The organism is Stutzerimonas stutzeri (assembly GCF_002890915.1).
In the GTDB taxonomy this organism is placed as follows: domain Bacteria; phylum Pseudomonadota; class Gammaproteobacteria; order Pseudomonadales; family Pseudomonadaceae; genus Stutzerimonas; species Stutzerimonas stutzeri_AF.
Genome location: NZ_POUT01000001.1, coordinates 457,325 through 469,233 on the forward strand (window position 1 = coordinate 457,325; position 11,909 = coordinate 469,233).

Annotated in this window: 15 protein-coding genes; 2 read left to right on the forward strand and 13 right to left on the reverse strand. The window is 66.8% G+C overall.

Going from position 1 to position 11,909, the window contains the following annotated elements; genetic code table 11:
- Nucleotides 1-390: 390 nt before the first annotated feature.
- Both CXK94_RS02145 and CXK94_RS02150 read left to right on the forward strand, forming a co-directional pair.
- The gene (locus CXK94_RS02145; protein ID WP_102893111.1) at nt 391-1,215 is read left to right on the forward strand and encodes a winged helix-turn-helix domain-containing protein; all 825 of its coding nucleotides are present in this window, start codon (nt 391-393) and stop codon (nt 1,213-1,215) included.
- A complete protein-coding gene (locus CXK94_RS02150) occupies nt 1,212-1,694 on the forward strand; it encodes a hypothetical protein (RefSeq protein WP_037042103.1) in 483 nt (160 codons plus the stop codon). The genes CXK94_RS02145 and CXK94_RS02150 overlap by 4 nt, the downstream gene beginning before the upstream one ends.
- A gap of 106 nt (nt 1,695-1,800) precedes the next feature.
- Here the strand turns inward: CXK94_RS02150 and CXK94_RS02155 are convergent, their stop codons facing one another.
- From CXK94_RS02155 to fliH, 13 genes are all read right to left on the reverse strand, one after another.
- Complete coding sequence (locus CXK94_RS02155) at nt 1,801-2,724, reverse strand: OmpA family protein (protein WP_037042972.1); 924 nt, start codon at nt 2,722-2,724, stop codon at nt 1,801-1,803.
- Nucleotides 2,721-3,593: a flagellar motor stator protein MotA gene (motA, locus tag CXK94_RS02160; protein WP_037042970.1), complete on the reverse strand. Its 873-nt coding sequence runs from the start codon at nt 3,591-3,593 to the stop codon at nt 2,721-2,723. Before motA ends, CXK94_RS02155 begins: the two co-directional genes overlap by 4 nt.
- Before the next feature lie 21 nt (nt 3,594-3,614).
- Nucleotides 3,615-4,349 carry a FliA/WhiG family RNA polymerase sigma factor gene (locus CXK94_RS02165; RefSeq protein WP_037042968.1) on the reverse strand — a complete coding sequence of 245 codons (735 nt, stop codon included), beginning with the start codon at nt 4,347-4,349 and terminating at the stop codon, nt 3,615-3,617.
- An 11-nt stretch (nt 4,350-4,360) separates the two neighbouring features.
- A complete protein-coding gene (locus CXK94_RS02170; protein ID WP_102893112.1) occupies nt 4,361-4,822 on the reverse strand; it encodes a flagellar basal body-associated FliL family protein in 462 nt (153 codons plus the stop codon).
- 36 nt (nt 4,823-4,858) lie between these two features.
- Entirely contained in the window at nt 4,859-6,016 is a 1,158-nt protein-coding gene (locus tag CXK94_RS02175) for a flagellar hook-length control protein FliK (RefSeq protein WP_102893113.1), read from the reverse strand.
- Entirely contained in the window at nt 6,013-6,336 is a 324-nt protein-coding gene (locus CXK94_RS02180) for a hypothetical protein (RefSeq protein ID WP_037042962.1), read from the reverse strand. The genes CXK94_RS02175 and CXK94_RS02180 overlap by 4 nt, the downstream gene beginning before the upstream one ends.
- Complete coding sequence (gene fliS / locus CXK94_RS02185) at nt 6,320-6,715, reverse strand: flagellar export chaperone FliS (protein WP_037042961.1); 396 nt, start codon at nt 6,713-6,715, stop codon at nt 6,320-6,322. The genes CXK94_RS02180 and fliS overlap by 17 nt, the downstream gene beginning before the upstream one ends.
- On the reverse strand, nt 6,712-7,983 hold the full coding sequence (gene fliD / locus CXK94_RS02190) for a flagellar filament capping protein FliD (RefSeq protein WP_102893114.1): 1,272 nt from the start codon (nt 7,981-7,983) through the stop codon (nt 6,712-6,714). The genes fliS and fliD overlap by 4 nt, the downstream gene beginning before the upstream one ends.
- 342 nt (nt 7,984-8,325) lie before the next feature.
- Entirely contained in the window at nt 8,326-8,766 is a 441-nt protein-coding gene (gene flgN / locus CXK94_RS02195) for a flagellar protein FlgN (protein ID WP_102893115.1), read from the reverse strand.
- Nucleotides 8,763-9,038: a flagellar biosynthesis anti-sigma factor FlgM gene (flgM, locus tag CXK94_RS02200; protein ID WP_102893116.1), complete on the reverse strand. Its 276-nt coding sequence runs from the start codon at nt 9,036-9,038 to the stop codon at nt 8,763-8,765. The genes flgN and flgM overlap by 4 nt, the downstream gene beginning before the upstream one ends.
- A gap of 414 nt (nt 9,039-9,452) precedes the next feature.
- Entirely contained in the window at nt 9,453-9,875 is a 423-nt protein-coding gene (locus tag CXK94_RS02205; RefSeq protein WP_102893117.1) for a flagellar FliJ family protein, read from the reverse strand.
- Nucleotides 9,872-11,206 (reverse strand): flagellar protein export ATPase FliI, encoded by a 1,335-nt coding sequence (gene fliI / locus CXK94_RS02210; RefSeq protein ID WP_102893118.1) that lies wholly within the window; start codon nt 11,204-11,206, stop codon nt 9,872-9,874. The genes CXK94_RS02205 and fliI overlap by 4 nt, the downstream gene beginning before the upstream one ends.
- 3 nt (nt 11,207-11,209) lie before the next feature.
- Complete coding sequence (fliH, locus tag CXK94_RS02215; RefSeq protein WP_102893119.1) at nt 11,210-11,908, reverse strand: flagellar assembly protein FliH; 699 nt, start codon at nt 11,906-11,908, stop codon at nt 11,210-11,212.
- Nucleotide 11,909: the final 1 nt, after the last annotated feature.

The following is an 11,909-nucleotide window of genomic DNA, read 5'->3' on the forward strand; positions in this document are numbered from 1 at the left end:
TCCTCCTCACAGGCAAAGCATCGCCGGCAAGCCGGCTCCTACAGGCCGTTTTTTGGCCCGTTGCCATTGCAACGGATTAATCAGGGCACAGCTTTTTCGTTTGCATGCTCGGCAGGCTTGTCCATCCGACCAATGGCTGCCACCCATTGCGTAGGGGCCTTTTGCCATTACAGCATATGCCCAAGCGCAGACTTTCCGGGCCCTGCAGGGGAATACGGGCAAACCGGAGGGCTTCATCGGGATCGCCAATGATGTCATATAGCCATCATTGGCGACAACCAATTCTTCGTTTGGTTCCTTGTAAGTTCAAAAAAACGGCGCCAATATACCGCCGACCAGTTCACGGTAAACCTTTGTCCCAGTTCACACTCTTCACGCTTTCAGGGCGCCATGACCACATCTCTGACCAGGAAGGCCACCGATGCCAACGTCTGCACGACCCTGAAGACCGGGCGTGAAGCGTGTCTCGCACGCTTCGACCCGCGCCTCTACCAGCTACTGCTGTGCTCCGGTACCGGCGAAGAGCAGATCGACCTGGGTTTTTCCGGTATCCGGGTGCTGGAGCGCCTGTTGCAGACCCCCGGCGAGGTGGTATCGCGCGAGGAACTGCTGCGTCATGCCTGGGAAAACCGGGTCGTCAGCCAGGGCAGCCTCAACCAGCAGATCTACACCCTGCGCCAGGTGCTGTTCGACGATGCCAACCAGATCATCCAGACGCTGCCGCGGCGCGGCTACCTGTTCAACCCGCATTACCTCGCCACGCCCAGTGTCCCGGATACCGCCCCGCTCGCGCCGCCGCGCGACGAACCGGCTAGCACAGCACCTGTAGCTGCGGCAACGCCCCGCTCGCCCTGGCTGTCGCCGCTGCTGCTCGGTACGACCATGATGCTCCTGCTGGCCGTGGCGACCCTGGGCTACCGCTTCCTCTACGCCCCCAAGGGCTCGCTGACGCATACCCAGACGATCGGCCAGCTGGAAGTGCTGTATGTCGAGAAGAGCCAGCGGATGCTCGACCGCATGATGATGGAAACCCGCCTGCTGATGGCCAGCATCGCCGGCCTGAGCAAGCGTCCGGGCCGGCTGATCGTCAATATGTCACCTGGATTCTATGAAATAAGGTGCCTGCACAAAGACGGCCGGATCAACTGGCTGAAGGTGCACAAGAGCCAGTTGAACGCCATTCCCAACGAAACACTGCAAGGGTGCCTGCAATGAGTATCCATACCGAAACCGGAGCTGCCAGCAAGCGTCTGCTGCGGGTGATGGTGCCCTCGGCGCTGACGCTTTGGGCATTCGTCGCCATGGGCACGACCAGCAACTTCTCGACCCAGCTCGATGGCCGCTATGCCTCCAGCGGCCAGGTGCTGCTAAGCAATGGCCAGTTGGTGCAGGTCAACCAGAGCCTGGTGTTCAGCGACGGTCGCTTCTACTCGATGACCCGCAACGCGCCGGCCATCGTCGAGGCCTCCGGAAGGGTGGAAAGCGATTTCCTCGGCCGTGCCCGGCTGGTGGTGGAGGATGGCGAGATCAGCGGCCTCGCCGCGGCGAGCGACCTCGACGACGAGCTGATCTTCAACCTGTTCTACGGCAAGCACAAGGGCGCACGCATCACCCTGGAGCAGGTCGGCGCCTGCCTTTACGGGGTGGAGACCCAGCAGGTCTACTGCGCCGAGCAGCACAGCGAAACCCTCTAGGATCTCGAGAAGGTTTTGCCGGCGCCAGTTGGCTGGCGATCCGTAGCCGCAGCAGAAGCATCGCCAGCAAGCCGGCTCCTACGACGGACGCGCTCCCTGGCGCGCCTCAAATTCCCGCCTTGCCCGGCTCGCTGTACTGCGCACCGCTCTCGGAAAAGCGCACCTTGCCGTAGCTGTCGCCGAACAGCTCCTGATACAGCTGTTGGGCCGTATCGGTCAGCAGCAGGATTTCCACGCGCCGGTTGGCGCCGTTCTCGGGATCGTCCGGCCGCAGCGGCATGACGTCGGCCTGGGCGGTCACCTGCAGCACCGAGCGCGCGGGCAGCCCGGCCTCCACCAGCACGTTGCGCGCACGCAGGGCACGGTCGCCAGACAGGTTCCAGTTGTTGTAGCCGGCCTGCAGCCGGTAGGGCGTGGCGTCGGTATGGCCGCTGATGATCAGCTTGTTCTCGACCTTGCTCAGCACGCCGGCGAGCACACCGAGCAGGCGCTCGAAGTGCGGATTGAGGATCGCGCTGCCACGCTGGAACATGAAGCGTTGCTGGTCGTCCTTGATCAGGATGCGCAGCCCCTGGGGCACCACGTCCACCTCGACATTGGCCAGGGCATCGACCTCGCTGGCCACTTCCTTCATCAGCTCGGCCAGCGCCTGCAGCTCGGCGCTGGAACCGTAATGGCGGCTGCCATCGGCCGGCTCCCGGTCGGCCCGCTCGCGTGGCTGCGGATCGGCCTGCGGCGGGCGGACCGGCACGCCGTCCAGCTCCAGCGGCGAGGTGCTGGTGCCGTCGAAGATGCCGGCGCCGCCGTCGACCAGCGGGTTGCTCTCCTGCTCGCCGAAGGCCGGGTTAGTCAGGTTCATCTGCGGCTGGATGATCCACAGCACCATGAACAGCGCCATCATCGCCAGGGTGAAGTCGGCGAACGCCACTTTCCAGGCGCCGCCGTGCTCGTCCTCATGGCCTTTCTTGGAGCGGCGCCGGACGATGATCTCGTGCTCTTCGCCGCCTTTACCCTTGCCCCGGCTCCTCATGCCGCGTCCCTTTCTTCCTCGTACTGGTTGACCCAGACCTCGAGCTGGCGGAAGGCGGGCTTGACGTCCTGTTCGATCAGCTTGCGGCCGGCGTCGACCGCCAGCAGCGTCGGCTTGCCGGCCAGGTGCGCGACCAGCGTGGTGCGCACGCATTCCAGCGCCGACAGCTCGGTCTTGACCCGCTGGCCCATGGCGTTGGACAGCGGCTCCATCAGGCAGTAGCAGAAGAAGATGCCGAGGAAGGTGCCGACCAGCGCCGCGGCGACGTGGGCGCCGATCTCGGCGACGCTGCCGCCGATGCTGCCCATGGTGATGATGATGCCCATGATCGCCGCGAGGATGCCGAAGCCCGGCATCGCCTCGCCGATCTTGAACAGCGAGCGCGACGGTTGCAGCAGCGCGTGCTCCATGGCCTCCAGCTCCTGTTCGAGGAAGCCCTCGAGTTCATGGGCGCTGATCTTGCCCATGGCCATCAGGCGGAAGTTGTCGGCGATGAACGCCATCAGGTTCTTCTCCGTGAGGATCAGCGGGTAGCGCGCGAACAGGTCGCTTTGCTCCGGCTCCTCGATGTGCGAATCGAGCACCTTGAGGCCGCCTACATCGACCATCTCCAGCAGCTCGTAGAGCAGCATCAGCAACTGGCGCTGGAATTCCTCGCCACGGCGCTGGTAGATGAACACGCCGCGGATCTGCGAGAGCATCTCCACCAGCACTTCCTTGGGGTTGCCGACCACCAGGCTGCCGATCGCGGCGCCCAGGATGACCACCACTTCGGCCGGCTGCCAGAGCACCCGCATGTTGCCGTTGGCCATGGCGTAGCCGCCCAGCACGCAGCCGATGATGATGAATGCACCTAATACTTTCTGCATGACGTTACTGGCTTCTCTCGGTTAAGGATCTACCGACCCCAGAAAGCGACAGGCCTTGCCGATCGCCTGTTTGCTCAACTGACAGACCCTGGCATCGCTGACCTCCAGCACCAGGGCGATTTCCTTGAGGCTCAACTCGTGCTGGTAGTAGAGCGTCAGCACCAGCCGCTCGCGCTCGTCCAGCCGGGCCAGCGCCTGTTCCAGGAGCCGCTCCTTGAGCAGGCGCTCCTCGAACAGCTCGGCCGCATCCGGGAACTGCTCATGGCCGCTCTGCAGCAGTTCGTCGAGGCTCTCGATGGCCTCGGACGAATCGGCCCAGAGGAAGGCCTGGTAATCCTTCTCGTCGAGGCCGGTGAAGGCCTTGATCTCCTCGTCGCTGGGCGCATGGCCCAGCCGCCGCGACAGCTCGCGAATGGCGTCGCGCACCTTGTGCACCTGCTGGCGCACCTGCCGCGGGCGCCAATCCTGGCGGCGCAGCTCGTCGAGAATGGCGCCGCGGATGCGCAGCGCGGCGAAGCGGCCGAACTGCTCGTCCGGCTCGCCATAGCGGCGCAGGCCCTCGAGCAGGCCGATCATGCCGATCTGCTCCATGTCCTCGCGGTCGAGCACCTGGTTCGTCTGCAGCGACAGCTGGCGGACGATGCGCTTGACCAGCGGCAGGTACTGCATCAGCCAGCGCTGCTCGGCGCCCGGCGCGAACAGCGCATGGCCGGCCGGGGTGGCGCCGTAGCAGTCGATGGGGCAGGTGGCGCTCATGGCGGCTGGCCTTACTGAACGATCAGCTTGCTGACCAGCACGTGCTTGAACGGCGCGAGCGCATTCTTGCTGGCGAAGTCGGCGAACAGCGCGGTTTCCAGGCGTGCCTGCAGGTCGCCGATCGGCAGCGAGCGCAGCTCGTCGAAGCTGAGTCCGGAGAGGTAGCTGACCACCGAATTGCGCACCAGCGGTTCGGCCTGGGCGAAGTTCTTCGGCTCGTCCGAAGCTTCGGCCTGCAGCGCCAGGTCCAGCACGAAGTAGTGCTCGCGACCTTCGCCGCGCAGGCTGACGATGACCTTCGGCACCGGATAGAACTCGTATTCCACCGGCGCCAGCGGCTCGGCCGTTGCCTGGCCCGCCCCCGCGGCCTGTTCCAGCCCGGGCTTGAGCAGCCAGTAACTGACACCGACGCCACCGGCGACGGTGACCACATTGAGCAGCAGCATCAGGAGAACGAGACGAGACGTCGACATGGCAAATTCACAATCCAGTAATTAGCGTTGATCCGATCAAACCGTGACCAGCACGTCGCGGGCGCGACTGCCGGAGCGCTCGGTATCCTGTGCGGTGTCTTCCGCCGGCCCGTTGGCCGCCACCGGCTCCTCGCCGGCCGGCATCCGCTGGCGCGCCTGGCCTTGCTGGCCCGATTGCCCGTCGGCGGCCACCTGCACGTTGACCTGTACGAAGTGCTGCCCCACCAGCTCCTGGCGCAGGCGGTCGCTGGTCTGCTGCAGCAGGCGCGCGACGTCGGCGTGGGCGGCGCTGAGCTGCACGGTGAGGCGCCCGGACTCGTGGCTGAGGTGGATTTCCAGACTGCCCAGCTCCGGCGGGTCCAAGCGGATACTGGCGCTCTGCTGCCGCTGCTGCAGCTGCAGCTCGACGTGCTCGCGCAGTGCCTGCAGCATCTGCTCGCCCCACTTGGCTTGCGGGGCGTGCAGCTTGAGCGAGTGCTCCATTCCCTGCGGCGGCACCGTGCGCTCACCGCTCATGGCCAGGGGCTCGGGATCCGCGTTCGGATCGAGCGCGGCGAGCAGGCGCTCCGCCTGTGCGGCGGATGACGTTTCGCCGGCTGGGCCCAGGGCACCGGCCAGTGCCTCGGTCGGGACCGGCAGTGCGCCGGGCATATCGGGCGTCGACGAGCGGGACGCCGCGATGACGCCGGAATCGCCCGCCAGCGGCGGCCTCTCGCCGCGCTGGCCGGCCAGGAGGGTTTCCAGCGTCGCCAGCGCCCTTTGCTGCCGATCGACGAAGACTTCGCCCGACGGGCTCGGCGATGCCGCTTGCGCAACCTGCCCCGGCTGCGCCGCGGCCAGGTCGCGCGCCTGCACCACCGCCTGTTGCTGATCGAGCATGCCGAATAGCCACTGCTCGGCAGTCAGCTCCTGCGCGCTTTCGTCCTGCCCGGAGGAGCGCTCGGCAGCCGGCTGGGCGTTCGCCTGCACGGACGGCAACGGCTCCAGGGGCATCGCCGATTGTAACGCCACCGGCGCTATGTCGAGCTCGCCACCCACCCGCAGCAGGCGCTCGCGGAACCCCACCGGCAACCCGGCACTGGCGCTGCGCTCGCCTGCCAGCCGTCCGTCCAGCGCGGCGGGGCGCACCACGGCCGGCTGGCCGGAAGCTTCCACGGCGGCGTTGCCGCCCATGGCCGCAATAGAACGGATCATGCCGGATCCCCCATCTGGAGCATCTCGGTCCGCTGGTAGGCCGCCCGCCCTTCGGCGTAATCGAGATGGTTCACCAGCAGCAGGCGCAAGCGCTCGCACTCCTCGCCACAGGCCTTCAGGGCTTCGCCGTGCAGACGCTTGAGCCGCTGCCTGGCGGCCTGCGCCGGCTCATCCAGCGCCGCGCTCGCCGGCAGGGCCTCCAGGCAGGCCCGAATGGCCCGGTCGACCTCGCCGACAGCCCGCCAGTCGCCGGCCTGCAGCGCCCGTTGCAGGCCGGCATGCAGCGCCTGCAGGCGCCCGGCATCACTTGCGCGCGGCACTGACGCCCTCCCAGCCCTCACGCAGCACGCCGAGCAGGTTGACCACTTCGTCCAGGCCCTCCAGCGACAGCGTCACGCTGACATCGGAGAGCCGGTAGATGCAGTATTCGTAGAGCCGCGCCAGCCCCTGCACGACCTCGCCGCCGGCCTCTTCGTCGAGCGCGCCGTTGAGGCCGTTGAGGATGTTCATGCACTTCTCCAGCGAAGCGCCCTTCTGCTGATAGCGCTTGTGCTCGATATGGCCACGGGCGCGGGACAGCTCGTCGAGCAGGCCATCCATCAGCACCAGCACCAGCTCGTAGGGGGATGCGGACGCCGCGCGGGCTTCCAGGTCCACCGCGCGGTAGCTGTCGTAACTGTCGTTGGGCAGGTAGGTCATCCGAACAATCCGTAGGTCTGCTCCATGCTCTGCATGGTCTGCATCATGGAGGTGAACTGCTTGAGATAGCGGGCGTAGTAGGTGTCGTACTGCTGCTGCAGGTTCTCGAACTGCTCGTCGACGCGCCGCAGGTTCATGTCCAGCGTGTCCAGGCGGCTCTTCAGCGTGCCGTTGGTGCTGCTGGTGTAACCGGCGACGGTCTTGTCGAGGCTGTCGAGCAGGTTGTCCTTGCCGGTGAACAGCGCCTCGAACCCTTCCGGATCGTTGGCCACCGCCGCCTCGAAACGGGCGCTGTCGATGGTCAGCTTGCCGTTGCGATCGGCGCTGATGCCGAAGTTGATCAGGTTGGTGCCGCCGAAATCGGTACGCAGCAGCGCATTCAGCCGGCTCTCGATGCTGCGCACGCTGGCGTCGCCGGCCAGGGTGCCGCGCGCGCTGCTTTCCGTGCCGCTGGCAGTCAGCGAGTCGAAGCTGGTCATCAGCGCGTTGAACGCATCGACGAAGCTCTGCGCCTTGGCCTTGGTCGCGCTCTGGTCCTGGCCGATGGTGAGCGTCAGGGGCGCGTCACCGGCGCTGTGGAGCTTGCTGACCGACAGGCTGACGCCGTCGATGACGTTGGCGAAGGTGTTGCTGGAACTGGTCAGCTCGATGCCGCCGGCGCCGTAGCTGCCGCCCATGCGAATTCGCGCATCCGCGGCCTCGGAAAGGGTGGTCGTGCTGGCGCTGGCATTGCCGCTCAGGGCCAGGCTGAAGGCGTTGGCCACGCCGCTTTCGGCGCTGGTCAGTACCAGGCTGACCTCGCCGTTGCTGCGCACCAGCGTCGCCTGCACGCCCAGCTCGGCCGCATTGATGGCCTTGGCCGCCTCGTCGAGGGTGGCATAGCCGCCGAGGTCGAAATCCTGACCCTTGAGGGTCAGGGTTCCGCTCAGGCTGCCATCGACCAGCCCCTGCACGGCGACCTGCTGCTTGCTGGCCAGCTGTTCGACATAGAACTGGTAGCTGCCCGGCTGCGCCGTGCTGCCGAGCGTGGCCGTGGCGTAGCCCTCCTGGCTGAACGAGGCGCTGTTGACCAGCATCGTCGCCTTGCCGGTCTTCAGGCCGGCAACGGCGGATTTGAAGGTCGTCAGCGACGTGCGCAACTTGCTCAGCGCATCGCGCTGGGCCTGGTAGTTGCTCTCGTTGCGATTGAGCCGGTCCAGCGAAGACTGAACTTCATAGGTCGCCAGCTGCGTCGACATCTGTTTTACGTAATCTGAATCTATCGCCATTACCGATCCCCTTCCTGAAACCTGTTGAGCAAATTGGGTGCCAAGTCACAACTCATTGATTCAATGGGCTTTTCACGGCAACCATGGAGAAAAACCGCTTCCGCTCGGGCGCCGGACAGGGAAACGGGGAAACGCCGTTTCCGCCTGGCGAGGCGGCGGAACATCCCTGTATCAAGGCGACGGTGGAGGGGGGAGCGCTTAAGGCGTATCGCGAATTATCGTGCGCGAGCCGCAGGCCGGCGCCGGGGGGCAACGGAGCGAGGAAGGGAAGCGGCCGGCCACATCCGAACCGGAAGGGCCCACCACCAAGACGCCGAGCGGCAGTCCCGATGCGCGGCGGATTTAGTAGCCCTGCGGCTGGTAAAGCCGGGCATCGTGGCTGCCGGCAAGCAATTGCTCGAGAATCTCGTGGTGCATCGCCAGCAGCTTGCCGTTGCGCTCGTTGATCTGCTGGCACTGCGTGGCCAGCGCGCCCAGTTGCTGCCAGAGCTGGCGTACACGCGCGGCCTGCTCCTCGGGGTAGCCGGCGAGCAACCGCTGCATGCCGTCCGCATCCTGCGGCAGGCGGAAGGCGCCCAGCACCTTGGCGCGGCGCTGGGCGCGCGCGCCGATGGTTTCGGCGCGCGTGGTGATCTGCAGGTTGAGCCGGTCGATCTCCAGGCTGTCGCGTTCGAGCAGGAAGGCATAGAGCGCCTGCATCAGGTCGCGCAGGGCCCGGTAATCGTCGCAGTCCTGCTCGAGGTCGTTAGCGACGATCGCGAGCAGCTTGTCGCGCTGGTTCACGCATCGCTTCCGCGGTGATAGGCGAGCATGCTGCCGGCCAGCTCGGCGGGATCGCTGCTGATCTCACCGCGCTGCAGCGCCTGCTTGAGCGCCGCGACGCGCTCCAGGTCGACTTCCGGCATGGCGCGCAGGGCCTCGTGCATCTGCTCCAGCGGCAGGCTTTCCGGCTGGCGCGCGGCGGTTTCCGGCGCCGGGCGCGCGACGGGCTGGCGGGTGGAGCTGGCCTCGGTGGCCGGTGTCAGGGCGGGCTTGAAGTGCCGGCTGATTTCCATGATTTCTTTCCAACTCGGTGGTTACAGCCAAACAGGCGACCGCCCGGGCACGAAACTTAAATGCCTGTTCACGATGCCGGGCGCGGCTAGGGTCTGTTGCCGTTTCATTCGCGGCCGCGCCGGAGCCTGTTTTACCGCGAGGCAAGGCACGAGAGGCGAAGTTTAGTCGCCTAAATGAGCCATCGAGTAACGCCGCATCGCGGTAAAACAGGCCCGGCCCTTCGGGTTGCGCGGGAAATAGCCCCCGCTGTCGTTGCAGGACTTGGCAAGGGAATGACCATTACCTGCGTCCTGCGCCTAACCGGGGGCCATTTCTCGCAGCAACGCGGCTCGCGATGAAACGGCAACAGACCCTAGTCTACCGAGCGCCAGCGTATGGCTCCACGGCCGCTACGACGAGCCGATGGAACGCGCTCAATGGGCGGCACGCCAGTGGGCCTGGGCGGCCAGCCCGTCCTGGATTTTCTGCTCCTGCTGGGCGAGCAGCTGCTGCCATTGCTGCAACTTGCCCTCGATCACATGCTCGACCACCTTCTCGCTGCGCATGGCCTGCAGCAGCTCGCGCCGGATGCGCTCCAGCGCCTGCTCGGCGACCGCCAGCTCGCGGCGCTGCAGTTCCACCATCTTGTGCAGCGTGGCCTTGTAGCGCTGCTGGTTGTCACGCTGCAGCGGCGTGCTCATCGGCACGCTGAAGCCGCACAGGCGGCTCAGGCCGGTGATGTTGTTGCGGTAGCGCTGGCAGAGGTTCTGCTGGTACTGCACCTGCCCGAGCATCTTGCGTACGCGGTTGCCACGCAGGCTGGCCAGGCGGCCGAGGGTTTCGAGCTGCTGTTTCATCGTGCCTTCCCGAGGATGTTCTGCAAGGTGGCGACGCTGGTTTCCAGTTCCGCGGCTTCGCCGACGTCCTGGCGCAGGAAGCGTTCGATGGTCGGCGCCAGTTGCACCGCGCGGTCGGTCTGGCTGTCCGCGCCGGGCGTATAGCCGCCGAGCGGGATCAGCTCCTTGATCTTCTCGAAGGCGCTGTAGAACGCCTTGAGCTGGCGCGCCGCGCCCAGGTGCGGCGGCTGGCCGACCTGGCTCATGCAGCGGCTGACCGAGGCGCAGACGTCGATGGCCGGGTAGTGCCCGGCATCGGCCAGGCGCCGCGACAGCACGATATGGCCGTCGAGGATCGCCCGCGCGCAGTCGACGATGGGGTCCTGCTGGTCGTCGCCTTCGGCCAGCACCGTGTAGATGGCGCTCAGGCTGCCGTCGTCGCTGGCGCCATTGCCGGCGCTTTCCACCAGCTCCGGCAGCATGCCGAACACCGACGGCGGGTAGCCCTTGGTCGCCGGCGGCTCGCCGAGCGCCAGGGCGATCTCGCGCTGGGCCATGGCATAGCGGGTCAGCGAATCCACCAGCAGCAGCACGTCATGGCCCTGGTCGCGGAAGTAGGCGGCGATGCTGTGACAGAGCTCGGTGGCCTTGAGGCGCATCAGCGGCGACTCGTTGGCCGGTGCGACCACCACCACGGCCTTCTTCAGGCCCTCCTCGCCCAGCGAATGCAGGAGGAATTCCTGCACCTCGCGGCCACGCTCGCCGATCAGCCCGACCACCACCACATCGGCCTTGGTCTGCCGGGTGATCATGCCCAGCAGCACGCTCTTGCCCACGCCGGAGCCGGCGAACAGGCCGACGCGCTGGCCCTTGCCGAGGGTCAGGGTGGCGTTGATGGCACGCACGCCGACGTCCAGCGGCTGGCTGACCGGCTTGCGCTTGAGCGGGTTGACCGTCGGCAGCTCGGTGGGCAACGGATCGCGCCCGCCGAGCTTGCCCAGCTCGTCCAGCGGCTCGCCGAGGCCGTTGAGCACGCGGCCGAGCCAGGATTCGTCGATATGCAGCTTGGCCTCGTCCGGCGCCGGGAATACCCGCGAGCCGGCGGTCAGGCCGACCGGCTTCTTGAACGGCATCAGGTAGGTGATGTCGCGGTTGAAGCCGACCACCTGCGCCTCCAGCATGCTGCCGTCGCCCTGCTCGACGTAGCAGCGCTGGCCGGTCATGCGCTGGCAGCCGAGGCTTTCCAGCAGCATGCCGGAGACCCGCACCAGCCGCCCGCTGACCTTGGCCAGCTGCACGCCATCCAGCGAGCGCAGCGCCTCGTCGAGGCGGAAGCTGTCGCGCAGGGCCATGCCTCAGTCCTGCGCCACGATGTGTTCGGCGAGGGTTTCCATGCACGCATCCAGCCGCTGCTGGCAGCCGATGTCGGCCTCGGCCTGGGCGGTGAGCACGCGGCATTCGCCGAGCGCGAGCTTCTCGTCCGGCACCAGGCGCCAGGCGGCGGCGCGCTCCGGCGCCAGTTCGCGGATGCGCGCGCATTCCTCGGGGTTGAGATGGATGCGCACCTCGTCCTGGTCGCCGGGCATGGCGGTCAGCGCCTCCTCGGCGAGGGTCAGCAGCTGGGTGGGATGCAGCGTCAGTTCGCAACGGATCACCTGGCGCGCCACCTTCTGCACCAGCTCCAGCAGTTCCTCGCGACGCGCCTGTTCGTACTCGGCGCGGAAGCGCTCGAAGGACTCGATCAGCCGCTCCAGCGGCCGGCCAGCCTCGTCGAATGCGCGCCGCCCCTGCAGCCGGCCATCCTCCAGGCCCAGCGCCTTGCCGTCCTCGACACCACGCTGGAAGCCCTCGCGGTGGCCCGCCTCGCGGCCCTGTTCCAGGCCTTCGCGATAGCCCTTGTCGAGGCCTTCCTGGAAGCCATCGGCGACCGCCCGTTGCAGCGCCGCCGGATCGCCAGTCAGGCCCTCTGCCGTCTGGCCCTGCGGCTTCACCCGAGGCGGAAAGCGGAACGGCCGCCAGCTGCGGTCGGCACCCTTGATCACCTTGACCGTCATC

Coding starts and splice junctions, on each gene's coding strand:
- CXK94_RS02145 (WP_102893111.1), top strand. CDS start 391: ATGACCACATCTCTGACCAGGAAGGCCACCGATGCCAACGTCTGCACG.
- fliD (WP_102893114.1), bottom strand. CDS start 7,983: ATGGCGATAGATTCAGATTACGTAAAACAGATGTCGACGCAGCTGGCG.
- fliH (WP_102893119.1), bottom strand. CDS start 11,908: ATGACGGTCAAGGTGATCAAGGGTGCCGACCGCAGCTGGCGGCCGTTC.
- CXK94_RS02205 (WP_102893117.1), bottom strand. CDS start 9,875: ATGAAACAGCAGCTCGAAACCCTCGGCCGCCTGGCCAGCCTGCGTGGC.
- CXK94_RS02155 (WP_037042972.1), bottom strand. CDS start 2,724: ATGAGGAGCCGGGGCAAGGGTAAAGGCGGCGAAGAGCACGAGATCATC.
- fliI (WP_102893118.1), bottom strand. CDS start 11,206: ATGGCCCTGCGCGACAGCTTCCGCCTCGACGAGGCGCTGCGCTCGCTG.
- CXK94_RS02170 (WP_102893112.1), bottom strand. CDS start 4,822: ATGTCGACGTCTCGTCTCGTTCTCCTGATGCTGCTGCTCAATGTGGTC.
- CXK94_RS02175 (WP_102893113.1), bottom strand. CDS start 6,016: ATGATCCGTTCTATTGCGGCCATGGGCGGCAACGCCGCCGTGGAAGCT.
- flgM (WP_102893116.1), bottom strand. CDS start 9,038: ATGGAAATCAGCCGGCACTTCAAGCCCGCCCTGACACCGGCCACCGAG.
- CXK94_RS02165 (WP_037042968.1), bottom strand. CDS start 4,349: ATGAGCGCCACCTGCCCCATCGACTGCTACGGCGCCACCCCGGCCGGC.
- CXK94_RS02150 (WP_037042103.1), top strand. CDS start 1,212: ATGAGTATCCATACCGAAACCGGAGCTGCCAGCAAGCGTCTGCTGCGG.
- motA (WP_037042970.1), bottom strand. CDS start 3,593: ATGCAGAAAGTATTAGGTGCATTCATCATCATCGGCTGCGTGCTGGGC.
- fliS (WP_037042961.1), bottom strand. CDS start 6,715: ATGACCTACCTGCCCAACGACAGTTACGACAGCTACCGCGCGGTGGAC.